The organism is Caulobacter sp. ErkDOM-C, from assembly GCF_048541825.1.
GTDB lineage: Bacteria > Pseudomonadota > Alphaproteobacteria > Caulobacterales > Caulobacteraceae > Caulobacter.
On record NZ_CP183332.1, the window covers coordinates 2,825,359 to 2,848,160 of the forward strand.

Consider the following 22,802-nt stretch of genomic DNA (forward strand, 5'->3'; position numbering starts at 1 on the left):
AATTGAGCGGCTATAATTGGTCAGAAAAGTCAGACCGGGGCGAAACGCACCGACCCGGTCCGCCCTCCGGGCTCGGCCGGGTAACGGCTCATCCGCGCCACGGCCGCCAGCAGACCTGCCGGCTGGATCGGCTTGGGATGGGCATCATCAAAGCCTTGAGCCAGCAGGCGCTGGGCCTCGCCGACCATGGCGTCGGCGGTCAGGGCGAGGATCGGAATGTCGACCCGGCCGCCCTCGCCGGCCCGAATGCGCCGTACGGCCTCGACCCCATCCATTTCGGGCATGTGGACGTCCATCAGCACGACGTCGAAATCCTCGATCCGCAATCGCGCCAGGGCCTGGCGGCCATCGTCGGCGGTCGCGATGATAATGCCCACCGTTTCCAAGATGGCTCGCGCCACGGCCTGGTTGACCTGATTGTCGTCGACGACCAGCACCCGGGTCCCTTCAAGGGTGAGCGAGAGTCCGGCCGGCTCGAGGGCGGCGGGCGCCTGGGCCAAGGTCAGCGCCAGATGAACCCGAAACGTCGAACCCTGTCCCAGCGCGCTGGTCACAGTGATCTCGCCGCCCATCAACTGGGCGAGGTGCCGGCTGATGGCCAGACCCAAGCCCGTACCGCCGAACCGCCGCGCCGTCGAACGGTCGCCCTGACTGAAGGGACTGAACAGACTGACCTGCTGCTCGACGCTGAGGCCGACGCCGGTGTCTGCAACAACGATATCAACGCCCCCGGCCTCGCCCGGGGCGATGCGGATCTCCACCCGTCCCGCCTCGGTGAACTTCAGCGCATTGGAGACCAGGTTCAGAAGGATCTGCCGAACCCGCAACGGATCACCCAGCAGCCAGGCCGGTGTCTCGGGCGCAACGTCAAGCGTCAGAGCCAGGCCCTTCAGCTGGGCGGTCTGGCTCCAGACCAGATGGATTTGACTGGCCAGGCGGCGAATTTCGAACGGCTCGGCCTCCAGTTCCAGCTTGCCCGCTTCGACCTTTGAGAGGTCCAGAATGTCGTTGAGAATGGTCATCAGGCCATCGCCGGACTGGATGATCATCTCCAGATAGTCGGCCTGCCGGGCATCCAGACGGGTTGAGCTGAGAGCGTGGGCCAGGCCCAGCACGCCGTTCATCGGCGTGCGCAACTCATGGCTCATCATGGCCACAAAGGCCGACTTGGCGCGGTTGGCTTCCTGGGCCTCGGCCTGGGCCTTTTCGAGGGCCAAGGCGTTGGAGCGCAGCATCCTTGCCGTATCCAGCAAATAGACCAGCAGGGCGGCCAGGGTGACGGCGACCACCACCCTGTCCCAGGCCTTGAAGCCGCCGGCCAGGAGCGGGGCCACGGTCAGGGCGATGAACGGCGGCGGAGCCATGGCCAGAAGCACCGAACGGCTGAGTGCAGCATATTTCAGCGCATCGACCATCAGGCCAAAAAGCAGCAGCAGGGCGGCGAATTTCATGGTCGGCGGGCCATAGGCCCAGCTCAGGGCCGCCATGGTCGCCCACGCCATGCTGTAGAGCGCTGGCGCGCCCAGCCGCACCAGCAGCGGAGCCTGCCAGTCCGGCCGTGCCTGGCGCCAGCGGTGCAGGAACAGCAGCAAGCCTTCCAGGACGCCGATCACCGCCAGCCAGGTCAGGCTGGCGGCGGCGGCGAAGTGATAGGCCAGCAGGCCTGCAACCAGGCCTGTCGCCGCCAGCCGGGCCCAGGCACTGCGCCGGCTCATCTCGAGCGCAGCGCCGTTCAACCCGTCATTCAGAAACTCGCGCAGACCCAAGGTCGACACCTTCGCAACGTCTAGCTGTGTCACGCTAGGCCACGACGGGTTTCCGGAACCTTTAGGCTGAGCCCTGTCCGGCGCCCTAACCCTGGAACGGGTCGCGCATCAGGATGGTGTCGTCGCGTTCGGGGCTGGTCGACAACAGGGCCACGGGGGCGCCGATCAGCTCCTCGACCCGGCGCACATACTTGATGGCGTTGGCGTTGAGGTCCTTGAACGAGCGCGCGCCGACGGTGCTTTCGCTCCAGCCTTCCATCTCCTCGTAGATCGGCACGGCGGCGGCCTGGTCGCGCATGCCGGCCGGCAGATAGTCGACCTCGCGGTCGCCGATCTTGTAGCCGACGCAGATCTTCAGGGTCTTGAGGCCGTCCAGCACGTCCAGCTTGGTCAGGGCGATGCCGTCGATGCCGTTGATGGCCACGGACTGGCGAACCAGCACCGCGTCGAACCAGCCGCAGCGGCGGGCGCGGCCGGTATTGACCCCGACCTCGCGGCCGACCGTCGACAGGTGCTTGCCGACCTCGTCATCCAGCTCGCAGGCGAACGGGCCCTCGCCGACGCGGGTGGTGTAGGCCTTGACGATGCCCAGCACATAACCCGGCCCCTTGGGACCCATGCCTGAACCGGCGGCGGCCTGACCGGCGACGGTGTTGGACGAGGTGACGAACGGATAGGTGCCGTGATCGACGTCCAGCAGGGCGCCTTGCGCACCCTCGAACAGGATCCGCTTGCCGGCCTTGTAGGCCTGGTCCAGCAGGCGCCAGGCCGGTTGGGCATAGGCCAGGATTTGCGGCGCGATCTCCATCAACTGCTCGAACAGCGCCTCGCCGTCGGCCTCGGGCAGGCCCAGGCCGCGACGCAGGGCGCCGTGGTGGCTGAGCAGGCGCTCGATCTTGGGCTTCAGGGCTTCGGGATCGGCCAGGTCGGCGACACGGATGGCGCGGCGGCCGACCTTGTCTTCATAGGCCGGGCCGATGCCGCGACCGGTGGTGCCGATCTTCTGGCTGGAGGCGGCTTCACGGCCTTGATCCAGGTCCTTGTGCAGCGGCAGGATCAGGGTGGCGTTGTCGGCCAGCACCAGAAGGTCGGGGCCAATGATCACGCCCTGCTCGGCGATCTTGGCGATCTCGCCCAGCAGGTGCCAGGGGTCGACGACCACGCCGTTGCCGATCACCGACAGCTTGCCCTGCACGACGCCCGAAGGCAGCAGGGCCAGCTTGTAGACCTTGCCGTCGACCACCAGCGTGTGGCCGGCATTGTGGCCGCCCTGAAAACGCACGACGATGTCTGCCCGGTTGGACAGCCAGTCGACGATCTTGCCCTTGCCTTCATCGCCCCACTGGGCGCCGACGACGGTCACATTGGCCATGGTAGAGATATGCCTTGTCACCTGCCCGGTGACGTCCAGCGGCCCTTCGACAGGACTCGGCCGCAGACGCTTCTTCGATTTTGGGCGGCGCCACGGGCGGCGTCAGAGCACGCCCGCGAAGTCAGAAGGCGTAGACCAGCCGAACCCCCACGTCGTCAAGCCCCTGGTTCTTGCCCTGGTGGAAGATCTGGCCGTTCGACAGGTGGGTGTAGGACAGCTCTCCCGACCAGCTGTCGTTGAACTTGTAGCCCAGGGCGATCTCGGGTTCGAACAGCACCTGCGAGCCGAAATCGATGCGGGTGTAGTAGAGATTCGTGCGGCGCGCGCGCTCTTCGGGCGTCAGGTTCGGGGCGTTGGCCGGCGGCAGGCCCGCCTCGCCATCGGTATAGGCCAGGCCAATCCCGGGGCGCAGATAGAAGCCGCCCGGCTGGCCCAGATCCAGCTTCCAGTCAAAGCCTACCGCCACGAAATTGGAGGTATTCTCGCTGTTGATCGACACGAAGGTGTGGACCTGCGGCTTGCCCAGCCAGGTCAGGCTCTCGATGCGGTCGGTGCGATAGCCCAGATGGATGTCGACCCCGTCCTCGCGCCCGGCGGCGCCCAGGCCCACGGCCTCACCGATAAAGGTGACGTCGTGCTTGTAGGCGCCGATAAAGATTTCGTCGGCCATGGCGGGCGCGGCGAAACCCAGCACCGCGACAGCGGCGGCGGCGAAAAGTGCGGTCTTCATTCTGGATATCCCTCAGCAGCCCAACCCCGCGCTGGTTATGGCTTGAACGGCGAAGCTCGCAAAGGGTTTCGATCAGATCGCGTGCGAGCTAGACCTTTCGCATGACCATCACACTTTCCGACATCCAGGCCGCCGCCGCCCGCCTGAAGGGCCAGGCCGTCGAGACCCCGCTGATCGAGAGCCCGGCCCTTAATGAGCGCCTGGGCGGCCGGGTGCTGCTCAAGCCTGAGACCCTGCAAAGGGCCGGGGCCTTCAAGTTTCGCGGAGCCTATAACCGCCTCAGCCAGCTGACCGATGACGAGAAAAAGCGCGGCGTGGTGGCCTTCTCCTCGGGCAACCACGCCCAGGGCGTGGCCCTGGCGGCCCAGCTGGTCGACTGCCCGGCCCTGATCGTCATGCCGTCCGACTCGCCGGCGGTGAAGGTGGCGGGCACGCGCGGCTTCGGCGCGCAGATCCGCTTCTATGACCGCTTCACCGAAGACCGGGTCGCCATCGCCGATGAGATCGCCCGCGAGCGCGGCTGCGTGGTCGTGCCGTCCTATGACGATCCGCACATCATCGCCGGGCAAGGCACGCTGGGCGTCGAGATCGTCGAGCAGGCGACGGCGCGCGGCGCGTCCCTGGACGTGCTGCTATGCTGCGTCGGTGGCGGCGGACTGATCGCCGGAACCAGCACCGCCGTCCGCGCCCTGTCTCCCGCCACCGAGATCTGGGGCGTCGAGCCGGCCGGCTTTGACGAGACCCGCCGCTCCCTGGCCAGCGGCCAGCGCGAGACCATCGATCCGAACGCCCGCTCGATCTGCGACGCGCTCCTGACCCCGACCCCCGGCGCACTGACCTGGCCGATCAACCAGCGGACCCTGACCGGCATCGTCGCCGTCACTGACGCCGAGGTGGCGGAGGCCATGCGCTACGCCTTCTCGGTGCTGAAACTGGTGGTCGAGCCGGGCGGCTGCGTGGCCCTGGCGGCGGCGCTGGCGGGCAAGGTCGCGGTGGCGGGAAAGACCTCGGCGATCGTTCTTTCGGGCGGCAATGTCGATCCGGGCTTGTTTGCGCGGGTGCTCAAGGGTGAAATCTAATCAACCCCGTCATCCCGCGACTTGTTCGCGGGACCCATGGTTCAGCTTGCATGGGCGTGTTCCATTCTGCTCCGCACACGCGGCGGACAAATGGGTCCCGCGAACAAGTCGCGGGAGGACGAAGAAACAGGGATGAGCGGTCGATGAAATTTCCAGACGTAACCACCCTCCCCCAAACGCCCCTCCTCGTCATCGACAAGGCCGCCCTGCTCCGCAACCTCGACCGCATGCAGGCCCTGTGCGACGCCGCCGGCGTGCGACTGCGGGCCCATGGCAAGACCCACAAGTGCTCGACCCTGGGCCGGCTGATCATCGAGCGCGGGGCCGTCGGCCTGTGCGCCCAGACGGTGGGCGAGGCCGAGGCCTTTGTGGCCGGCGGCATCACCGACGTGCTGGTCACCGCCGCCCCGCCGCCCTGGGCCGCGCCGCGTCTGGCCGCCCTGGCCAAAGGCGGCGCCACGATCGGCGTCACCGCCGATGACGAGGGCCAGATCGACCGATTGTCCGACGCCGCCGTCGCGGCCGGGACGATCCTGAACCTGGTGGTGGACCTCGACCTGGGCACCCACCGCACCGGCGCCTATCCGCACGAGGCCCTGAAACTGGCCCGCGCCGCCGACGCCGCGCCGGGCCTGCGCTTTGCCGGCCTCCAGGCCTATCTGGGCCATCTGCAGCACATGGATGACGGCGACCTGCGCCGCTCGGCCGACGAGGCGGCCTTTGCGACGCTGAAGGCCCTGGTCGCCGAGCTGACCGCCGCCGGCCTGGCCCCGCCCGTGGTGACCGGCGGCGGCACCGGCACCCACGCCTTCGACCTGGCCTCGGGCGTGTTCACCGAGCTGCAGGCCGGCTCCTATGCCGTGATGGATGTCGAATATGACGACTGCGGCGCGCCCGGCGGCGGCGACTGGCCGTTCGAGCCGTCGCTCTACATCGCGTCCAGCGTGGTCTCGACCCGCCACAAGAGCCACGTGGTGGTCGACGCCGGCTTCAAGGCCGTATCGATGGACGGCCCGCCGGCTCGCGTCATCGCCGGCGCCGCGCCCGGCTCACTGTGGCGGCCGATGGGCGACGAGCACGGCCTGATCGCCCATCCCGCGATGATCGACGTGCTGAAGGCCGCCGGCCGCGATCCGCTGGGCTTCGCCGGGGCGGTGACCGCCGCCGACGCCGATCCGGCCCGCGCCTTCCCGGCCGACGCGCCAGAGGTCGGCGACATCGTCTGGCTGCAGCCGGGCCACTGCGATCCGACCGTCAACCTCTATGACGCCCTGCACGTCTGGGACGGCGCGAGCCTGGAACGCTGGGCGGTGGATGGGCGGCGGGTGAGTTCGATCTAATCCCGCTCTCCCCGGCGACACGTCAGTGCGGCGAAGCCAACGCCGGGGCCCAGATCGAAACCACGAATGCTCTTGCTCTTGGCGTGGGCCCAGGGCGCGTCATCCCCGACGGCTCTGGATGAATCTGGGTCCCGGCCTTCGCCGGGAAGAACGGATTTGGAGCGGGTCGCTGCTGGCCGTCCAAACCGGCTTCCCCTCGCCGAAGACCCCGGATACGGTCCGCGCCAACGACAAGATTTGCTCCAAAGAGTGACAACGATGAAACGCCTGCTGCTCGCCACCGCCCTGATCGCCGCGCCCATGCTGGCGCACGCCTCGGACGCGCCGAAGATCGACCCCGTCAACCTGGCCGCCCACATCAAGACCCTGTCCTCCGACGCCTTCGAGGGCCGCGGCCCGGCCACGGCCGGCGAGACCAAGACGGTCGCCTATATCGTCGAGCAGATGCAGGCCGCAGGCCTGGAGCCCGGCGGCGACCTGAAGGACGGCAAGCGCGCCTGGACCCAGGACGTGCCGCTGGGGATGTTCGAGATCAAGGGCCCTGTCAGCGCCCACATGATGGTCGGCGCCAGCCACATCGCTCTGAACCAGGGCGAGCAGATCGCCATCCGCGCGGCCATGACCAATGTCGACAAGGTGGCGATCCAGAACGCCCCGATCGTCTTCGCCGGCTATGGAGTCAAGGCGGCCGAGCGGAACTGGGACGATTTCAAGGGCCTGGACGTCAAGGGCAAGATCGTCGTCGTGCTGATCAACGACCCCGACTTCGAAACCGGTTCCGGCGACTTCGGCGGCAAGGCCATGACCTATTACGGCCGCTGGACCTACAAGTTCGAGGAAGCCGCCCGCCTGGGTGCCGCCGGCCTGCTGATCGTGCACGAGACCGCCCCGGCCTCGTATGGCTGGGCGACGGTTAAGAACTCCAACACCAACACGATGTTCGACATCGTCCGCAAGGAGCCGGCCAAGTCGCACCCCGCCCTGGAAGGCTGGATCCAGCGCGACACCGCCGTGGCGCTGTTCAAGGCAGCCGGCCTGGATTTCGACGCCCTGAAGAAGGCGGCCCAGAGCCGTGACTTCAAGCCGGTGGAACTGAAGGGCGCGACCTTCTCGGCCAACTACGCCGTCGAGCCCAAGGTGATCGTGTCCAAAAACGTGGTCGGCAAGCTGACCGGCGCCAAGCGCCCGGACGAGACGGTGTTCTTCACCGGCCACTGGGACCACCTGGGCGTGGGCCTGGCCGACGCCAAGGGCGACAGGATCTATAACGGCGCCGTCGACAACGCGACCGGCATCGCCGCCATGCTGGAAATGGGCCGGGTCTTCGCCAAGGCCCCGCGCGCCGACCGCACCCTGGTCTTCCTGGCCGTGACCGCCGAGGAAAAGGGCCTGCTGGGCTCGGAATACTATGCCGCCAACCCGCTGTATCCGCTGGCCAAGACCGTGGGCGTGCTCAACACCGACGCCCTGGACCCCGCCGGCCCGGCCAAGGACTTCACCATCTCGGGCAGCGCCAAGCTGGGCCTGCTGGATGACCTGATCGCCCACGGCAAGGCGGTCGGCCGCACCTACACGCCCGACCCGGCCACCGAAGCCGGCTATTTCTACCGCTCGGACCACTTCCCCTTCGCCAAGCGCGGCGTGCCGGCCATCTCGTTCGGCTCGGGCGAGGATCTGGTCGAGGGCGGCGTGGCGGCCGGCAAGGCCTTCGCCGACGCCTATCGCATCAACGCCTATCACCAGCCCGCCGATGAGTGGAACGACGGCTGGCGTCTGGACGGCATGACCGCCGACATCAGCCTGATCCAGGGCCTGGGCCTGGACCTGGCCAATTCCACCCGCTGGCCCGAGTGGGGTGAAGGGTCCGAGTTCAAGGGTACGCGCGACGCGACCAAGGCGCAGCGCAAGTAGGCGAATAACTGTCATCGCGGCCAAGCGCGAAGCGCGCAGAACCGGGACCACGGCAAGCGCATGCGTTTCCGGCGGTCCCGGATCGGTCCTGCGGACCGTCCGGGATGACAACCTTTTTGCGGGATGCCCCCATGACAGCCTCGGTCTTCGACCTCTTCAAACTCGGCGTCGGTCCGTCCAGCAGCCACACCATGGGCCCGATGACGGCGGCGGTGCTGTTCGTCGGCCGCCTGCGCGACAACGCTCAGCTGCCCGGCGTCGCCCGGGTCGAGATCCGGCTCTACGCCTCCCTGGCCCTGACCGGACGCGGCCACGCCACCGACCGGGCGGTGATGCTGGGCCTGATGGGCTTTGTCCCGGCCGATCTCGACCCGGACGCCGGCGAGGCGGCCCTGCTGGAGACCCGCGCCACCCAGTCGCTGAAGCTGGGCGGCCAGATCGACATCGCCTTCGACGAGGCCCGCGACCTCGTCTGGCTGGGCCATGAGCGCCTGCCCCAGCATCCCAATGGCTTGACCTTCGTCGCCTATGACAAGGCCGGCGCCGTGCTGGCCGAGCGCACCTATTTCTCGATCGGCGGCGGCTTCGTGCGCGACGAGTTCGAGATGGGCAGCAATGCGCCGCCCGAGGCCGGCCCTGAAATCCCCCACCCCTTCGAAAGCGGCGCCGACCTGCTGCAACGGGCCGCCGATGCGGGCCTGTCGATCGCCGGGGTCATGGGCGCCAACGAGCTGGCCCGGATGTCGCTGGACGACATGAACGCCGGCATCGACCGCATCTTCGCGGCCATGGAGGCCTGTATCGACCGGGGCATGCGCCAGGACGGCATCCTGCCCGGCGGGCTGGATGTCAAACGTAGGGCCCGCCAGATCCACCAGACCATCCAGGGCCGCATGGAGCGCCAGATCAGCGATCCGCTGGCGGCCATGGACTTCGTCAATCTGTGGGCCATGGCGGTCAATGAGGAGAACGCCGCCGGCGGCCGGGTGGTCACCGCCCCGACCAATGGCGCGGCGGGGCTGGTGCCGGCCGTGCTGCGGTTCTTCGTGCGGTTCTACAACGGCACGCCCGAGCAGATCCGGGTGTTCCTGCTGACCGCCGCCGCCATCGGCGCGCTCTACAAGCGCAACGCCTCGATCAGCGGCGCCGAGGTGGGCTGCCAGGGCGAGGTGGGCGTGGCCTGCTCGATGGCCGCCGCCGGGCTCGCCGCGGGCTTGGGCGGCAGCAACGCCCAGATCGAGAACGCCGCCGAGATCGGCATGGAGCACAATCTGGGCCTGACCTGCGATCCCATCGGCGGGCTGGTGCAGATCCCCTGCATCGAGCGCAACGCCATGGGCGCCATCAAGGCCATCGACGCCGCCCGCCTGGCCCTGCTGGGCGATGGCCAGCACAGCGTCTCCCTCGACAAGGTGATCGCCACCATGAAGCGCACCGGCGAAGACATGAACGAGATCTACAAGGAAACCTCGATGGGCGGGCTCGCCGTGGGGCTGTCGGTTAACCGGGTGGAGTGCTGATGAACAAGTCCTCCCCCTGAGGGGGGGATCGCAAAGCGATCGGAGGGGGAAGTGACTGCTGACTCAATGCGGTCTTCCCCCACCGGCCTGCGGCCACCTCCCCCTTCAGGGGGAGGACTTGAGCCGGCCCATGAAAGGCGCCCGCGCCAGAGCGACCTGCGTGTTCAACAAACGGGCCGGTCAGGTTGAGGTTCAGGAATTGCAGCCGGGCCGCTAGACCTGACTGCGCAACGTCCAGGAAAACAGGCCGCCCCATGAACATCGTCATCTTCGAAGCCGAAGACTGGGAACGCGCCGCCGTCGACGGCCTGAGCCGCGACCACGCCGTGACCTGTGTGGCAGAGGTCGCCGGCCCCGGCTTCGCAGACGCAGAGGTCGTCTCGACCTTCATCGACTCGCGCCTGGACGCCGCGGCCCTGGCGGCCTTCCCCAAGCTGCGCCTGATCGCCACCCGCTCGACCGGCTATGACCATGTCGACCTGGACTATTGCCGCGATCACGCGATTACGGTCTGCAACGTCCCCGACTATGGCGACCCCACCGTGGGCGAACACGCCTTCGCCCTGCTGCTGGCCCTGGCCCGCAAGCTTCCCCAGGCCGTCGAGCGCACCCGGCGCGGCGACTTCTCCCAGGGCGGCCTGCGGGGCTTCGACCTGGGCGGCAAGACCCTGGGCGTGGTCGGCACGGGTCAGATCGGCCGGCGGGTGATCAAGATCGCCAGGGGATTTGACATGGAGGTCATCGCCTTCGACCGGCGACCCGACCTGGCGGCGGCCGAGGCCCTGGGCTTCACCTATGTCCCGCTCGAGACCCTGATCGCCGCCTGCGACGTGCTGACCCTGCACATCCCCGGCGGCCCGGCCACCGAAGGCCTGATCGGCGCGGCCCAGTTCGCGGCGATGAAGCCCTCGGCCGTGCTGGTCAACACCGCGCGCGGCGGGGTGGTCGACGCCGAGGCCCTGCTCAACGCCCTCCAGACCGGCCAGATCGCCGGCGCGGCGCTGGACGTGCTGAGCCAGGAGCCCTGGCTGCGCGACGAGGCCCAGATCTTCCGCTCATCGACCCCGCCCGCCGTGGAGGGCCTGCGCGCCCTGGTCGCCAGCCACGCCCTGCTGAAACTGCCCAATGTCATCGTCACGCCGCACGTGGCCTATGACACCCAGGAAGCGGTGGAACGGATCATGGCCGTGACCGTGGGCAATATCGAAGCCTTCACGGCCGGAGCGCCGCGCAACGTGGTGGGGGCTTAGGTCGCCAGCGCTCGCTCGACAGCGGCGGGCTCGCGATCAATCACGGTCAGCAGGATGCGCGCCGCCGCCTCAGGGCGACGGCGATGCTGCTCCCAATCCTTGACGGCCGCCGCGCTGAAACCGAACCGGGCGGCGAACGCGCTCTGGCTCAGCCCCAGTCGCTGACGGATCGCCCTGACATCCACCTCAGCCGGCGCGTGGACCCGCGCGGGCGCGGCGGTTCCCTCGACTATGGCTGCAACCTCTTCAAGGCCGGCCATGATCCGGCTGAAATTGCTGTCGTCGCCCTGCTTCATCGTCTCAATCCCGATCAACGCCGTCGGCCGCCAACCCATGCGGCGACGATCTTCCTGGCCATGCTGGCCATGGCCGCCACTTCGACGGCGGAAAAGTTGGCGCGACTACCCTTGGACAGCATCGCCAGCAGATAGACCGGCAATCCCGCGTGAGCAAAAAAGGTCACCACGCGATAGCCGCCCGACTTTCCCCGCCCCTTGCCAGCGATGCGCACTTTGCGGCATCCGCCCGATCCCACGATCATCTCGCCAGCTTCGGGATTGGCGGCCAGCATCCGCTCCATCGCCTCCATCTCGGCCTCGGTCATGCCGTCGGCCTTAGCCTGGGCCAGAAAGGCGGCCGTATAGGCGACGGTGTGCAACGCCTCGACCATCTGCCCTCCAGAATACGGCAATGCCGCACAAGATCAAGCCGCCTATACGGCGTTGCCGCAGGACGCTGATCCGCTCGGCTCTAGGACCTGACGCGTTTTCGCTCGACGCCTCGCCCAACCTCACCTAACTTCAAAAAGAACAGGAAGGGAACAGGCATGTCCACAGGCGTCATCCGGGCCGGCATCGGCGGCTGGACCTTCGAGCCGTGGCGGGGCGTGTTCTATCCCGACACGGTCAAGCAGAAGGACGAGCTGAAATATGCCGCGTCCCACCTGACCAGCCTCGAGATCAACGGCACCTACTATTCCACCTTCAAGCCCAACAGCTGGATGAAGTGGCGCGACGAGACGCCCGACGACTTCGTGTTTTCGGTCAAGGCCAGCCGTTACTGCACCAATCGCCGCGTGCTGTCGGAGAACAACGACTCGCTGGAGAAATTCCTGACCCAGGGGCTGGAAGAGCTGGGTCCCAAGCTGGGCCCCATCAACTGGCAGTTCATGGCCACCAAGAAGTTCGACCCGGTCGACTTCGAGGGCTTCCTGAAGCTGCTGCCCCGCGAGATCGGTGGCCGGCCGGCGCGTCACGCGCTGGAAGTGCGCAGCCCCACGTTCCAGACCCAGGCCTTCTACGACCTCGCGGCAAAGTACGGCGCGGCCATCGTCTATGCCGTCGATGACGAATCGCCCGACTGGCCTCGGATCGACGAGCCCACCGCCGACTTCACCTATGCCCGCCTGATGTGCAGCCGCGAGGACGAGCCCACCGGCATGACGTCGGACGAGCTGGACGGCGTGGTCACCCAGACGCGCAACTGGGCCCAGCGCGGCGACGTGTTCGCCTATTTCATCTCCGGGGCCAAGGTGAGGAACCCTGCGGCGGCGATGGCGTTGATCGAGAAGCTGAAGGGCTGAACGCCTTCTCCCCTTGCGGGAGAGGGAAACATGGTTAGCCAAACCTTAACCGCCGGGCCCTAGGCTCTGGCCATGCGCCGCCTGCTCGCCCTGTTGCTTGTGTCTCTCGCCCTGGCCTCGCCGGCCGGCGCCGACCAGAAGCCGGCGTCGAAAAAGGCCCCGCCGCCCGCCGTGGTCGCCGTCCCGCAGACCGCCCTGCAGCCGCTGATCCCGCTGGCCTCCAGCCGGCCGGGCGGCGACGCCGGCCAGTGCCGGGCCGCCTGCGCGCGGAGCTACTATTTCTGCAAGGCCGGCGACGACGACATCTGTCCCAGCCAGTGGGCGCAGTGCAACGCGCGCTGCAGCGCGACGTACAGGCGGTCGGGGTCTTAAGGTCGCCCCTATTCGTCCAGGCAGACCCGGGCGATCTCGGCGCGCAGTTCCGGCATGCCCAGGCCCTTTTCCGACGAGGTGGCCAGAACGCGCGGGAAGGCCGCTGGGCGCTTGGCGATCGCCTTGACGGTCTCGGCGGTGACCTTCTCGACCTCGTGCGGCTTGATCTTGTCGGACTTGGTCAGGATGATCTGGTAGGAGACCGCCGCCGTATCCAGGGCGTCCAGGGCTTCCTGGTCGACCTTCTTGAGGCCGTGGCGGGCGTCGATCAGCAGATAGACGCGGCGCAGGGTGGCCCGGCCGCGCAGATAGGCCCGGCCCAGGTCCTGGAACTTGCTGACCGTGGTCTTCGAGGCGCGGGCGAAGCCATAGCCCGGCAGGTCGACCAGGCGCAGCTTCTCGGCCAGCAGGAAGAAGTTGATCTCCCGCGTCCGGCCCGGCTCGTTGGAGGCGCGGGCCAGGTACTTCTGCCCCACCAGCCCGTTGATCAGGCTGGACTTGCCGACATTGGAGCGGCCGGCGAAACAGACTTCCGGCGCGATCGGATGGGGCAGGCCGTCCATGTTGACCGCCCCCATCATGAAGGCCACCGGCTGGGCGAACAGCACGCGCGCCGCCTCGATCTCTTCCTCGGTGAAGACGGGACCCTGAGGAGGTGAAAAATTGGGCGCGGGCGCGAAGTTGGGTTCGGTCATCAGGTCGCCACGGTGGGTTTGCGCTGGAAGCGGGCGATGATCTGGTCGATCGGGTTCTCGACCTGATAGCGGCGCATGATGATGTACTGCTGGAAGATGGTCAGGACGTTGGACCAGCACCAGTAGATCACCAGACCCACGGCGAAGCCCGACAGCGTGAAGGTGAAGATCACCGGGAACCACTGGAAGATCTTCTGCTGGATCGGGTCGGCGGCCGGCGGGTTCATGGCCGTGGTCAGCCACATGGTCACGCCATACAGCAGCGGCCAGATGCCCAGGTGAGCGATCATGGCGCCCACCAGCGGCAGGGCGCCCGGATCATAGGGGATCAGGCCAAACAGGTTGAACAGGCTGGTGGGCTCGGGCGCCGACAGATCCTGGATCCAACCGAAGAACGGCGCGTGCCGCATTTCGATGGTCACCGTCAGCACCTTGTACAGCGAGTAGAACACCGGGATCTGGATCAGCATGGGCAGGCAGCCCATCATCGGATTGATCTTCTCCTTGCCATACAGCGCCATCATTTCCTGCTGCTGCTTGGTCGGATCGTCCTTGAACTTGGCCTTCAGCTTTTCGACCTCGGGGGCGATCTTCTTCATCTTGGCCATCGACTCGTAGCTCTTGTCCGCCAGCGGATAGAGCACGAGCTTGAGGGCCACGGTCAGCAGCAGGATGGCGCCGCCGAAGTTGCCGACCCACTTGTAGAACATCTCCATGATGTTGAAGATCGGGCGGGTGAAGAAGCTGAACATTCCCCAGTCGACGGCGTCGTCGAAGCGCGGCACTTCAGCCTTCTTGCCGTCCCAGAACTTCCACCAGGCCGGGGGCTGGCCGCCGAACTCGTACTGGCGCAGCAGCGGCACGGTCTTGGCGCCGGCGAACAGGCGGGTGTTCTGGACCAGGGTCTGGCCAGGGGCCAGGGTCTTGGCGGGGCCCACGAAATTGACGTCATAGATGTCGACGGCGCCGGCCTGGGTGACGCGGTACTGGGCAGTGACATCCTGCGACTGATCCGGGATCAGGGCGGTCAGCCAGTACTTGTCGGTGATGCCGGCCCAGCCGCCCTTGGACGGGAAGGCTTCGAGCGGCTTGTCCTTCTTCCACTTGCCGTACTTGGACTGCTTCAGCTCGTGGTTCTTGCCGCCCTCGACGCCGAACACGCCGATGGCGCCTTCGTGGACGATCTGGTTCTTGCCCAGGTCGTCCGGGATGCCCTGGCGCTGGACCGTGGCGTAGGCGGCCAGGGACAGGGTCTGGGCGCCCTGATTGCGGACGGTGTCGGCGACGGTGAACATGGCGTCGGCGTCGACCGAGAGAGTACGGGTGAAGATCAGGCCCTGACCGTTGTCATAGGTCATGACGACCGGCGAGGTCGGGGTCAGGGTCTGGCCCGGCGCGGTGGTCCACAGGGTGCGGCTGTCGGGCAGGCCCGGCAGGTTGGCGCCGGCCCAGCCGAAATCAGCGAACCAGGCGTGCTCGGCGCCCTCGGGGCGGAACAGCTCGACCGGCGGCGAATTCTTCTTGGTGGTCTGGGCATACGTCTTCAGCCACAGGTCATCGATGCGGCCGCCCTTCAGCGCGATCGAACCCGACAGGGCCGGCGTATCGACGGCGACGCGCGGGCTCTGGGCCTTGGCGGCGTCGCGCGACAGCTTCAGCGGCGCAGGACGACCATCGGGGCCGAGCACCACGCCAGGCTGGGTCGCGACCATCCGGGCCTCGGCGGCCTTTTTGGCCTGCAACTCGGCGTCGGCCTTCTTCTGCTGCGGACCCAGGATGAAGAACTGGTACCCGATCAGGATCGCGAACGCGCTGACGATGAACATCAACGTGTTTTTGTTGTCGTTCTGCATGGATGACTTAACCGGAAACAGAGGGATCGGGCGCGCCTGGGTTGGCAGGTGGAGCGTCTGAAGATGGGTCTTTGGGAAGATCAGCGGATTGAGCCAGCCTGGCCCGAGCCTCCGCGCGATCATGTTCGGCCGCGAGGCTTATCAGCGCGGTTTTCACATCGTCAAGCAAACGCCCCCATTCGCGGGTGCGAGTGCCGCCGCGCGCGATGAATACATAGTCGTACATGGGCCGGCCATGAAGGGGTAACAACAGCCTTGCGGCCTCGCGCAGGCGGCGCTTGGCGCGATTGCGCTCGACCGAGCCGCCGACCTTCTTGGTGGCGGTAAATCCCACGCGGATCAGGGGATCATCGTCGAGTCGGGCCCGCATCTGCATGAACACCGCGCCGCGCGACAGGGCGGGCGCCTTGGCGGCCCTGAGGAAATCGGGGCGCTTTTTCAGGCGCTCGATCTTCACCGCATCTGCGGGCTGGATCGCGGTCATGAAAAAAGCCGCCCTTTCCGGCGAAAACCTGAGGTCAGGCTCTGGGAAAAGGCGGCTTTTATCATGGTCTGTGCCTCCCGCCGAAGCGGGAGAAAGAACGGGGTGAGCCGTTCTTAGGCCGTCAGGCGCTTACGGCCCTTGGCGCGGCGACGCGCAACGATTTTTTGGCCGTTCTTGGTGGCCATACGTGCGCGGTAGCCGTGACGGCGGGCTCGCACGAGCTTCGACGGCTGGAATGTCCGCTTCACGAGGTGGCTCCGATAATAATGGGACGCAAGGGCCGCAAGGCCTCCGCGAGTGAGGGGCGGTGGATAAGGGAAGGGGCGACGGCTGTCAACCTGAGTCGGCCGCTGAAACTGTCATCCCGGCCAAGCGAAGCGCCGAGCCGGGACCGCGGCGAGCGCCAGCGTTTCCGGCGGTCCCGGCTCTTCGCGACGCTACGGCCGGGATGACAGCTTTCAAGGAACAATCACCGCCTTGCCCACCACCTTGCGCTCAGCCAGCAGATCAAACGCCTCGCGCCAGTGCTCCAGCGGCAGCTGTGCATGCACATGCGGCGCGATCACGCCCTCGCTCGCCATGCGCCACACCGCCTCGCTGTTCTCGCGGCCCCTGTCCGGGAACTGCCGGCCATATTCGCCGGCCCGCACGCCCATCACCGAGAAGCCCTTGATCAGCGGCATATTGACCGAGACCGTCGGAATCCGTCCCGAGGTGAAGCCGATCACCAGCAGCCGGCCGTCAAAGGCGATGCAGCGCACGCTCTCGTCGAACACGTCGCCGCCCACCGGGTCATAGATGATGTCGGCCCCGCGCCCGCCGGTGATGGCTTTCACCTGATCGCGAAAGCCGCCGGTGACGTTGACGACAGCGTCAGGCGCATACAGCGCCTGGATGGCTGCCAGCTTGTCGTCGGAGGCCGAGGCCGCGATCACCCGCGCGCCCAGGGCCTTGGCCAGGTCCACTGCCGCCAGCCCCACCCCGCCGGCCGCGCCGTGGACCAGCACCCAGTCGCCCGGCTCGATCCGCGCCCGGCGCACCAGGGCGACATAGGCGGTCAGATAGGCCGCGCCATAGGCGGCGGCCTGGGCGAACGACAACCGCTCGGGCTTGGGCTTCAGCGCCTGCGCCGAGACCACGGCATATTGCGCGAAGGCCCCCAGCCGCGCGCCGCCGACCACCGCGTCGCCTACCGAAAAGCCCGAGACCCCCTGCCCCAGCGCCGCGACCTCGCCGGCCAGGTCCAGGCCCGGAGTAAAGGGCGTGGGCGGCTTGAACTGGTATTCACCGCGGGTCATCAGCAGGTCGGGGAAGTTGATGCTGGCGGCCATGACGTAGACCAGCACCTCGCCCGGGCCGGGCGTCGGCGTGGCGACCTCGCGGACCGCGCAGCCGGCGTAGTCGGGGGCCAGGCTCTCGACGACCAGGGCGCGCATGGTGGGGCTCACGGGGTCTTCCTTCTTCCGCTCTTCCCGGCGAAAGCCGGGATCCAGATCGAGCCCAGAGCGGTCGGCGCGCCTGATACACTCCGAAGGCGCGTCATCCCCAGCCTCTCTGGATGAATCTGGGCCCCGGCCTTCGCCGGGGAGAGCGGATGTTTTGTGGGGTTTATCCAGAAAAAGTCCGGACTATCCGGTCTCCGCCCGTCCTACTTATCGGATCCCGCCACGAGCGCCTCGCGCACCAGCCGCGCCACCTCGCGGCAGGCGGCGTCGGCCGCCGGCACCGCTCCGGTAAAGGCCGTGAAGCCATGGGCCAGGCTGTCATAGCAACGATAGGTCACCGGCACCCCGGCGGCCTGCAGGCGCTTGGCATAGGCCTCGCCCTGGTCGACCAGCGGGTCGAAGCCGGCGGTGATCACCACGGCCGGGGCCAGGCCCGACAGGTCAGCGGTCTTGTTGGGCGACAGGCGCGGGTCGGCCGGATCGGCGTCGGGGCCCATATAGTGGCCCATGAACCAGTCCATGATCGGCCGGCTCAGCGGATAGGCGTCGGCATAGGTGCTCATCGAGGCCGTCTCGCTGGCCACATCGACGGCGGGATAGATGAGCAGTTGCAGGGCCGGCTGGGCTTCGCCCGTGCGCTGCATCTCCTGGGCGACGATGGCGGCGAAGTTGCCGCCCATCGAGTCGCCGCCGATCGCCGGCGAAACCTCGGCCGCGCCGAAGCGGGCGGCGTTGTCGCGGGCCCAGCGATAAGCGGCCAGCACGTCGTCCAGCCCGGCCGGGAAGCGGTGGTCCGGCGCCAGGCGATAGTCGACCGACAGCACCGCCGTCCGGGCGAACTTGGCCAGGATGCCGCAGAAGGCGTGGCAGGTCTCCAGGTCCCCGATCACCCCGCCGCCGAAGTGGGCGAAGACGATCAGCGGGGCGTTGGCGTCCTGCTCGGCCGGGCGATAGGCGCGCAGCGGCAAGGGCCCGCCCGGCCCTTCTATCGACAGGTTCTCGGTACGCACACCGGGCTCCGGCGGGCCCGACACCGCGCCCAGGCCCTTGGCGCTGGCCTCGCGCGCCACGTCGGGCGGCAGGGTCGTCATCGACGGCATCTTCTGGGCCGCGTGGGCAAAGAACTGGAAGCGCGGGTCCAGGGTGCGGCCGCCGCGATAGACCACCCCACCCCCGGACATGGCCCGCAGGATCGGGCTGGGCAGGGACAGTATGGTCTTCAGAACGAATTTCTGGACGGCGGCGTCAGCCATGCGAGCTCCGGGTAAGGGACTAGAGTTTGGGAAGGGCGGGCAAGCCGCCGAGGATCAGTTTGACGGCGAAGTCAGCCGCGCCGACCGTGTCGACCGGGCGGCGCTCCAGCATCTTGTCGCTGACCTCGCGGGCCACGGCGATGCAGGCGGCGGTCAGGTAGTCCAGGTCGACGGCGGGAGCGTGCTCAAGCTCCAGCACCTTGGCAAAGCCTTCGCGCACCTGGTCGAACACGGCCACGATCTCGGGCGTGGCCCGAGCTTGGGGGATCGGTTCGCCCGCGGGCCGGTTCAGGCGCCAGTTTTCCTGCTCGGTGGCCACGAACTGGAAATAGGCCAGGATGGCGCCGCTGAGGAACGACTGGAAATCGACCGCCTTGTCGACCTCCACCCGCAGCAGGGGCCGGAAGCGACGCGCGCCATCATCGGCCAGGGCGTCGAACACTTCCTCTTTGGACTTGTAATAGTTGTAGAAAGTGCCCGAGGCGAGGCCGGTGCGGCGGATGATGTCGCGCACCGTGGCGCCGTCATAGCCCAGCTCGCCGAACACTTCCCGCGCCGCGTCGAGAATGGCCTGGCGATTGGCGACCTTGGTCCGCTCGCGCTTGCCGGGCCGGTCGTCGACGACCGGAGCCGCTGGGAAATAGGCGATATTCGACATCAAACGCGACTCAGGAACGAGGCGATCGTGACGCCCCGTCATGATTTGAGCCTCATTCCGCCGCATGGGGCAAGACTTTCGCCGCGCGCGGACGATCGGCATGCTGTTCCTTCCCTGGCGTCGTCACGCCGTGCGCAGACTGATCGCCGTTCAGGTATGATGCGCCTGGCGGGCCGGAGGTCAATGCTGACGCTGGGGGAGGCAAGCCGCCCGACTCAGAACCCCTTGGTCGGCTGCTCCAGCTCATAGACCGCGTCGGTAACGCTCTCGATCTTCTTGGCGAACAGCGCCTGGGCGTCGTGGAGACCCTGGTTGTAATAGTACGGTCCCAGCCGCTCGGTGATGAAGTCGAGCAGGAACTGAGCGTCGAAACCTTTGACCTCCAGATCCAGCTCGTCCCTCAGATAGCGCGACAGGCCGTCGGTCAGCTTGGCGCGGGTGTCCTTGTCGAGGTCGATCTTGGGCATGGCTCTCTAATTCTCCCTTCCCCCTTGATGGGGGAAGGGCGGGGTCGGGGGTGATGCGGCGGCGGATAGTGGCAAGGCCTCGCTCTTTTCGGAAGCGGTGTCACCCCCATCCCCAACCCTTCCCCCATCAAAGGGGGAAGGGGGTCAGGCCGCGACAGGCGCCTTCAAACCCTCCGCCCGCGCCGCCACCGGCAGCCGGTTCCCCGCCGCCTTCGCCCGCTTCTCGCCCTTTGCGATCTCCTTTTTCAGGTCAGCGCAATAGACGTTGAAATCGACCTGAATCGTGTGCCGCGCCGAGGCGTAGAACTGGCCCAGATGGCGCTCTTCGTCCTTGGCGGTGATCCTGACCATCTCGTCGGCCGACGGCGGCGCATAGGTCCCCGCCAGATAGCCCGCCGCCAGCTTGGCCTGCTGCTCGGCGAAGTTGACCAGGGTGGGCAGGGGCTGGGCCAGGCCCATGAAGAACAGGTTGGGCGCGTCCGGCTTCATCATCCGCTTGAACAGCGGAAAGCGGTGATCCGGGCCCGGGACCAGGTCTGGATCGTCAAAGAACGGGAAGCTGATCTTGTAGCCGGTGGCGAAGACGATGGCGTCGACCTGTTCCACGCTGCCGTCGGCGAACCGCACATTGGGCCCCTCCAGCGCCGCAATGGCCGGCTTGAACTTGATGTCGCCGCAGCCGGCCCGGGTGAGGAACTCGCCCGAGACCGACGGGTGGGCCTCCAGCGGCTCGTGATCGGGCTTGGGCAGGCCGTAGTCTTCCATCCGGCCGATGCTCTTCTTCAGCACCTTGCGGGTCAGGGCCAGGCCCAGCTTGCGCGGCATCCAGGCCGGCAGGGCCGACTTGTCCGAGGGCTTGCCGTTCAGATACTTCGGAAACACCCAGACCCCGCGCCGGGCCGAGACCCACAGATTCTTGGCGATCGGCCGCTGCGACAGCTCGCTGGCGATATCCATGGCCGAATTGCCCATGCCCACCACCACGACGTTCTTGCCGCGCATGTCGACGGGATCGAACGGGTCGCTATAGGCGTGGGCATGGAAGGCGACGCCGTCGAACTCGCCTGGATATTCAGGGATGCGCGGGTCCCAGTGGTGGCCGTTGCAGACGAACAGCACGTCATAGAGTCGCGTCTCGCCGCTTGCCAGCGTCACCGCCCACAGGCCGTCCTGCGTGCGGCGGGCGGTCTCGACCTTGGTGTTGAAGCTGATGGTCTCGCGCAGGCCGAAATGGACGACATAGTCCTTGAAGTACTGCAGCAGCTGGGCGTGATGGGGAAAGTCGGGCCAGTCGGCCGGGACCGGGAAATCCTCGAAGGCCAGACGCCACTTGGAGGTGTCGATATGCAGGCTCTCGTAGCAGGCCGACAGTCCGTTGGGGTTCTTGAAGTACCAGTTGCCGCCGATGTCGTCGGACATCTCGAAGCAATCATAGGGGACGCCCACGTCCTTGAGCCGCTTGGCCGTGGTGAAGCCGCTGCAGCCCGCGCCGATGATGCACGCCTTGGGAAGCTTGCCCGCCATGTCCGCCCCGTCTGACTTATCGTTGTTCATGAAAGCGTATCAGCGTTGTTCCAGCCGTCAAACGGCTCCCCTGCGTCAAGGACGCTCCACAGGCGCGTGCGGCGGGATTAATCCTCCGCTAGGGTCTGGCGTTCAACACCCACGATCCCATCTTTTCCGACTCGATGCGCATACGAAGGCCAAGACCATGCACCGCCACGAACTGAAGACCTGGCCGCAGTATTTCGCCGCCGTCCGCTCGGGCAAGAAGCGCTTCGAGATCCGCCGCAATGACCGCGATTTCACGGTCGGCGACATCCTGGTGCTGCGCGAATTCGATCCGGAAAGTGAAGTTTATACAGGCCAGACCGAAGAGCGCCAGATTACATTTGTACTTTCAGAAGAGGACTACGGCGTCATCCATGGCTTCGTGGCCCTGGGCTTTGGCGAGGTCATGCCCCATGCCGACGCCTCGCCCGAGGGCCGACTGACCGCCGACCAGCTGGCGACCTGGCACGAGACCCAGGCCTCGAACGCTACGCTTCGCGCCCAGGACGCTCGCAAGGTCTCGGCCAGCTATGCCGCGCCCACCACCGGCCGGGCGGCCATGAGCGTCGCGGCTGACCGTCACGCGGGCGTCGCTACGGCCGCCGAGGCCGAGGCCGGCTTCCACGCCGCCGCCGCCCTGATCGTGCGCAAGGCCTAAGGCCACGAAAAAGCCGCCGCCCGCTGAGCGGACGGCGGCTTTTTTCTACCGCTAAGGCTGGAAGCGCTTAGGCCGCTTCGCGGATGACCGCCGGGAACACGTCGTTCATGCGCAGATAGGTGATCAGGCGGTTTTCCATCGAGATGATCGCCTGGATGAAGCGCAGTTCCTCGACGCCCAGGTCCGGGGCCGGCTGCAGGTGGTCGCGCGACACCGTGAAGGTCTCGCTGACGGCGTCCACCAAGATGCCGGCCAGGCGGTCCTGGCACTCGACGACCACGATCACGTGGCGGGTCTCGGGAACGGTGAAGCCCAGGCCCAGGCGGTTGCGAAGGTCGATGACCGGCATGATCGCGCCGCGCAGGTTGATGACGCCGCGTAGATAGGACGGGGCGTGCGGGATCGGCGTCGCCGGAGTCCAGCCGCGGATTTCGCGGACGGTCTTCACGTCGATGCAGAACTCCTGCTCACCGATGCAGAAGGAGATCAGTTCCAGGGCCGGCTCGGCGGCTTGGTCGGTCATATCGATTTCCCCGGGATCGTCAGATCAGGCGTGCCTCCGGTTCGCGTATTCGGCGCGCTCCAGACCACGGTGCTACAAGACCCGATCCGCCCTTTAACAACGGTTAACGGTGACGCCGAACCAGCGCGCTGGATTGTCGCAATCGCCCAATCCGGCCTGCCGCGCCTGGCATCAGGGCTCTGACAGGCCCTCATCGCCGTCGTCCGACAGGTTGAACTCGTACCAGACGCCGTTGAGCACGCCGAAGGCGACGGCCAGGCCCAGGCCCAGGATCCACGCGAAATACCACATCG

23 protein-coding genes and 1 pseudogene are annotated in these 22,802 nt (G+C 67.2%); 8 read left to right on the forward strand and 16 right to left on the reverse strand.

Annotated features, from left to right (window positions below; genetic code table 11):
* Window positions 1-29: 29 nt before the first annotated feature.
* The 3 genes from ACN2C8_RS13675 to ACN2C8_RS13685 form a co-directional block, all read right to left on the reverse strand.
* Window positions 30-1,799 (reverse strand): ATP-binding protein, encoded by a 1,770-nt coding sequence (locus tag ACN2C8_RS13675; RefSeq protein WP_419252375.1) that lies wholly within the window; start codon window positions 1,797-1,799, stop codon window positions 30-32.
* A 52-nt stretch (window positions 1,800-1,851) separates the two neighbouring features.
* Entirely contained in the window at window positions 1,852-3,138 is a 1,287-nt protein-coding gene (locus tag ACN2C8_RS13680; RefSeq protein ID WP_419252377.1) for an adenylosuccinate synthase, read from the reverse strand.
* A 121-nt stretch (window positions 3,139-3,259) separates the two neighbouring features.
* Window positions 3,260-3,868, reverse strand: coding sequence for an acyloxyacyl hydrolase (locus ACN2C8_RS13685; protein WP_419252378.1), 609 nt, complete (start codon window positions 3,866-3,868; stop codon window positions 3,260-3,262).
* A gap of 101 nt (window positions 3,869-3,969) precedes the next feature.
* Between ACN2C8_RS13685 and ACN2C8_RS13690 the strand changes: the two genes are divergently transcribed.
* From ACN2C8_RS13690 to ACN2C8_RS13710, 5 genes are all read left to right on the forward strand, one after another.
* Window positions 3,970-4,947, forward strand: coding sequence for a threonine ammonia-lyase (locus ACN2C8_RS13690; protein WP_419252380.1), 978 nt, complete (start codon window positions 3,970-3,972; stop codon window positions 4,945-4,947).
* 143 nt (window positions 4,948-5,090) lie between these two features.
* Window positions 5,091-6,287, forward strand: a complete 1,197-nt coding sequence (locus ACN2C8_RS13695) for an alanine racemase (protein ID WP_419252382.1) — start codon at window positions 5,091-5,093, stop codon at window positions 6,285-6,287.
* 258 nt (window positions 6,288-6,545) lie between these two features.
* The gene (locus ACN2C8_RS13700; RefSeq protein WP_419252384.1) at window positions 6,546-8,198 is read left to right on the forward strand and encodes a M28 family metallopeptidase; all 1,653 of its coding nucleotides are present in this window, start codon (window positions 6,546-6,548) and stop codon (window positions 8,196-8,198) included.
* Between the two features lie 131 nt (window positions 8,199-8,329).
* On the forward strand, window positions 8,330-9,718 hold the full coding sequence (locus ACN2C8_RS13705; RefSeq protein ID WP_419252386.1) for an L-serine ammonia-lyase: 1,389 nt from the start codon (window positions 8,330-8,332) through the stop codon (window positions 9,716-9,718).
* 254 nt (window positions 9,719-9,972) lie between these two features.
* Complete coding sequence (locus ACN2C8_RS13710; protein ID WP_419252388.1) at window positions 9,973-10,968, forward strand: hydroxyacid dehydrogenase; 996 nt, start codon at window positions 9,973-9,975, stop codon at window positions 10,966-10,968.
* On the opposite strand, the gene nadS is transcribed toward ACN2C8_RS13710, so the two are convergent.
* Both nadS and ACN2C8_RS13720 read right to left on the reverse strand, forming a co-directional pair.
* Complete coding sequence (gene nadS, locus ACN2C8_RS13715) at window positions 10,965-11,264, reverse strand: NadS family protein (protein WP_419252390.1); 300 nt, start codon at window positions 11,262-11,264, stop codon at window positions 10,965-10,967. The two genes, ACN2C8_RS13710 and nadS, sit on opposite strands and share 4 nt — an antisense overlap.
* 14 nt (window positions 11,265-11,278) lie before the next feature.
* Complete coding sequence (locus ACN2C8_RS13720) at window positions 11,279-11,638, reverse strand: type II toxin-antitoxin system RelE/ParE family toxin (RefSeq protein WP_419252392.1); 360 nt, start codon at window positions 11,636-11,638, stop codon at window positions 11,279-11,281.
* A gap of 156 nt (window positions 11,639-11,794) precedes the next feature.
* Between ACN2C8_RS13720 and ACN2C8_RS13725 the strand changes: the two genes are divergently transcribed.
* Together ACN2C8_RS13725 and ACN2C8_RS13730 are read left to right on the forward strand one after the other, a co-directional pair.
* The gene (locus ACN2C8_RS13725) at window positions 11,795-12,550 is read left to right on the forward strand and encodes a DUF72 domain-containing protein (protein WP_419252393.1); all 756 of its coding nucleotides are present in this window, start codon (window positions 11,795-11,797) and stop codon (window positions 12,548-12,550) included.
* Between the two features lie 72 nt (window positions 12,551-12,622).
* Window positions 12,623-12,922, forward strand: a complete 300-nt coding sequence (locus tag ACN2C8_RS13730; RefSeq protein ID WP_419252395.1) for a hypothetical protein — start codon at window positions 12,623-12,625, stop codon at window positions 12,920-12,922.
* An 8-nt stretch (window positions 12,923-12,930) separates the two neighbouring features.
* Here the strand turns inward: ACN2C8_RS13730 and yihA are convergent, their stop codons facing one another.
* The 9 genes and pseudogenes from yihA to ACN2C8_RS13775 form a co-directional block, all read right to left on the reverse strand.
* On the reverse strand, window positions 12,931-13,617 hold the full coding sequence (gene yihA / locus ACN2C8_RS13735; protein ID WP_419252397.1) for a ribosome biogenesis GTP-binding protein YihA/YsxC: 687 nt from the start codon (window positions 13,615-13,617) through the stop codon (window positions 12,931-12,933).
* Window positions 13,617-15,470: a membrane protein insertase YidC gene (yidC, locus tag ACN2C8_RS13740; RefSeq protein WP_419252399.1), complete on the reverse strand. Its 1,854-nt coding sequence runs from the start codon at window positions 15,468-15,470 to the stop codon at window positions 13,617-13,619. Before yidC ends, yihA begins: the two co-directional genes overlap by 1 nt.
* Window positions 15,471-15,477: 7 nt before the next feature.
* Window positions 15,478-15,954 (reverse strand): ribonuclease P protein component, encoded by a 477-nt coding sequence (gene rnpA / locus ACN2C8_RS13745; protein ID WP_419252401.1) that lies wholly within the window; start codon window positions 15,952-15,954, stop codon window positions 15,478-15,480.
* A 113-nt stretch (window positions 15,955-16,067) separates the two neighbouring features.
* On the reverse strand, window positions 16,068-16,202 hold the full coding sequence (rpmH, locus tag ACN2C8_RS13750; RefSeq protein ID WP_012284717.1) for a 50S ribosomal protein L34: 135 nt from the start codon (window positions 16,200-16,202) through the stop codon (window positions 16,068-16,070).
* 210 nt (window positions 16,203-16,412) lie between these two features.
* The gene (locus tag ACN2C8_RS13755) at window positions 16,413-17,390 is read right to left on the reverse strand and encodes an NADPH:quinone oxidoreductase family protein (protein WP_419255883.1); all 978 of its coding nucleotides are present in this window, start codon (window positions 17,388-17,390) and stop codon (window positions 16,413-16,415) included.
* 212 nt (window positions 17,391-17,602) lie between these two features.
* Window positions 17,603-18,661, reverse strand: a pseudogene (locus ACN2C8_RS13760) (alpha/beta hydrolase); the annotation flags it as partial.
* A gap of 10 nt (window positions 18,662-18,671) precedes the next feature.
* Complete coding sequence (locus ACN2C8_RS13765) at window positions 18,672-19,310, reverse strand: TetR/AcrR family transcriptional regulator (protein ID WP_419252404.1); 639 nt, start codon at window positions 19,308-19,310, stop codon at window positions 18,672-18,674.
* 215 nt (window positions 19,311-19,525) lie between these two features.
* On the reverse strand, window positions 19,526-19,777 hold the full coding sequence (locus ACN2C8_RS13770) for a DUF2164 domain-containing protein (RefSeq protein ID WP_419252406.1): 252 nt from the start codon (window positions 19,775-19,777) through the stop codon (window positions 19,526-19,528).
* Between the two features lie 144 nt (window positions 19,778-19,921).
* Window positions 19,922-21,301: a flavin-containing monooxygenase gene (locus tag ACN2C8_RS13775; RefSeq protein WP_419255884.1), complete on the reverse strand. Its 1,380-nt coding sequence runs from the start codon at window positions 21,299-21,301 to the stop codon at window positions 19,922-19,924.
* 187 nt (window positions 21,302-21,488) lie between these two features.
* Here ACN2C8_RS13775 and ACN2C8_RS13780 point away from each other — a divergent pair, with 187 nt between their 5' ends.
* On the forward strand, window positions 21,489-21,986 hold the full coding sequence (locus ACN2C8_RS13780) for an ASCH/PUA domain-containing protein (RefSeq protein WP_419252408.1): 498 nt from the start codon (window positions 21,489-21,491) through the stop codon (window positions 21,984-21,986).
* 67 nt (window positions 21,987-22,053) lie between these two features.
* Here ACN2C8_RS13780 and ACN2C8_RS13785 read toward each other — a convergent pair whose 3' ends face one another.
* Complete coding sequence (locus ACN2C8_RS13785) at window positions 22,054-22,509, reverse strand: chemotaxis protein CheW (protein WP_419252409.1); 456 nt, start codon at window positions 22,507-22,509, stop codon at window positions 22,054-22,056.
* A gap of 171 nt (window positions 22,510-22,680) precedes the next feature.
* A complete protein-coding gene (gene cydX / locus ACN2C8_RS13790) occupies window positions 22,681-22,800 on the reverse strand; it encodes a cytochrome bd-I oxidase subunit CydX (protein ID WP_419252411.1) in 120 nt (39 codons plus the stop codon).
* Window positions 22,801-22,802: the final 2 nt, after the last annotated feature.

Coding starts and splice junctions, on each gene's coding strand:
- ACN2C8_RS13680 (WP_419252377.1), bottom strand. CDS start 3,138: ATGGCCAATGTGACCGTCGTCGGCGCCCAGTGGGGCGATGAAGGCAAG.
- ACN2C8_RS13685 (WP_419252378.1), bottom strand. CDS start 3,868: ATGAAGACCGCACTTTTCGCCGCCGCCGCTGTCGCGGTGCTGGGTTTC.
- ACN2C8_RS13690 (WP_419252380.1), top strand. CDS start 3,970: ATGACCATCACACTTTCCGACATCCAGGCCGCCGCCGCCCGCCTGAAG.
- ACN2C8_RS13695 (WP_419252382.1), top strand. CDS start 5,091: ATGAAATTTCCAGACGTAACCACCCTCCCCCAAACGCCCCTCCTCGTC.
- ACN2C8_RS13700 (WP_419252384.1), top strand. CDS start 6,546: ATGAAACGCCTGCTGCTCGCCACCGCCCTGATCGCCGCGCCCATGCTG.
- ACN2C8_RS13705 (WP_419252386.1), top strand. CDS start 8,330: ATGACAGCCTCGGTCTTCGACCTCTTCAAACTCGGCGTCGGTCCGTCC.
- ACN2C8_RS13710 (WP_419252388.1), top strand. CDS start 9,973: ATGAACATCGTCATCTTCGAAGCCGAAGACTGGGAACGCGCCGCCGTC.
- nadS (WP_419252390.1), bottom strand. CDS start 11,264: ATGAAGCAGGGCGACGACAGCAATTTCAGCCGGATCATGGCCGGCCTT.
- ACN2C8_RS13720 (WP_419252392.1), bottom strand. CDS start 11,638: ATGGTCGAGGCGTTGCACACCGTCGCCTATACGGCCGCCTTTCTGGCC.
- ACN2C8_RS13725 (WP_419252393.1), top strand. CDS start 11,795: ATGTCCACAGGCGTCATCCGGGCCGGCATCGGCGGCTGGACCTTCGAG.
- ACN2C8_RS13730 (WP_419252395.1), top strand. CDS start 12,623: ATGCGCCGCCTGCTCGCCCTGTTGCTTGTGTCTCTCGCCCTGGCCTCG.
- yihA (WP_419252397.1), bottom strand. CDS start 13,617: ATGACCGAACCCAACTTCGCGCCCGCGCCCAATTTTTCACCTCCTCAG.
- yidC (WP_419252399.1), bottom strand. CDS start 15,470: ATGCAGAACGACAACAAAAACACGTTGATGTTCATCGTCAGCGCGTTC.
- rnpA (WP_419252401.1), bottom strand. CDS start 15,954: ATGACCGCGATCCAGCCCGCAGATGCGGTGAAGATCGAGCGCCTGAAA.
- ACN2C8_RS13755 (WP_419255883.1), bottom strand. CDS start 17,390: ATGCGCGCCCTGGTCGTCGAGAGCCTGGCCCCCGACTACGCCGGCTGC.
- ACN2C8_RS13765 (WP_419252404.1), bottom strand. CDS start 19,310: ATGTCGAATATCGCCTATTTCCCAGCGGCTCCGGTCGTCGACGACCGG.
- ACN2C8_RS13770 (WP_419252406.1), bottom strand. CDS start 19,777: ATGCCCAAGATCGACCTCGACAAGGACACCCGCGCCAAGCTGACCGAC.
- ACN2C8_RS13775 (WP_419255884.1), bottom strand. CDS start 21,301: ATGGCGGGCAAGCTTCCCAAGGCGTGCATCATCGGCGCGGGCTGCAGC.
- ACN2C8_RS13780 (WP_419252408.1), top strand. CDS start 21,489: ATGCACCGCCACGAACTGAAGACCTGGCCGCAGTATTTCGCCGCCGTC.
- ACN2C8_RS13785 (WP_419252409.1), bottom strand. CDS start 22,509: ATGACCGACCAAGCCGCCGAGCCGGCCCTGGAACTGATCTCCTTCTGC.
- cydX (WP_419252411.1), bottom strand. CDS start 22,800: ATGTGGTATTTCGCGTGGATCCTGGGCCTGGGCCTGGCCGTCGCCTTC.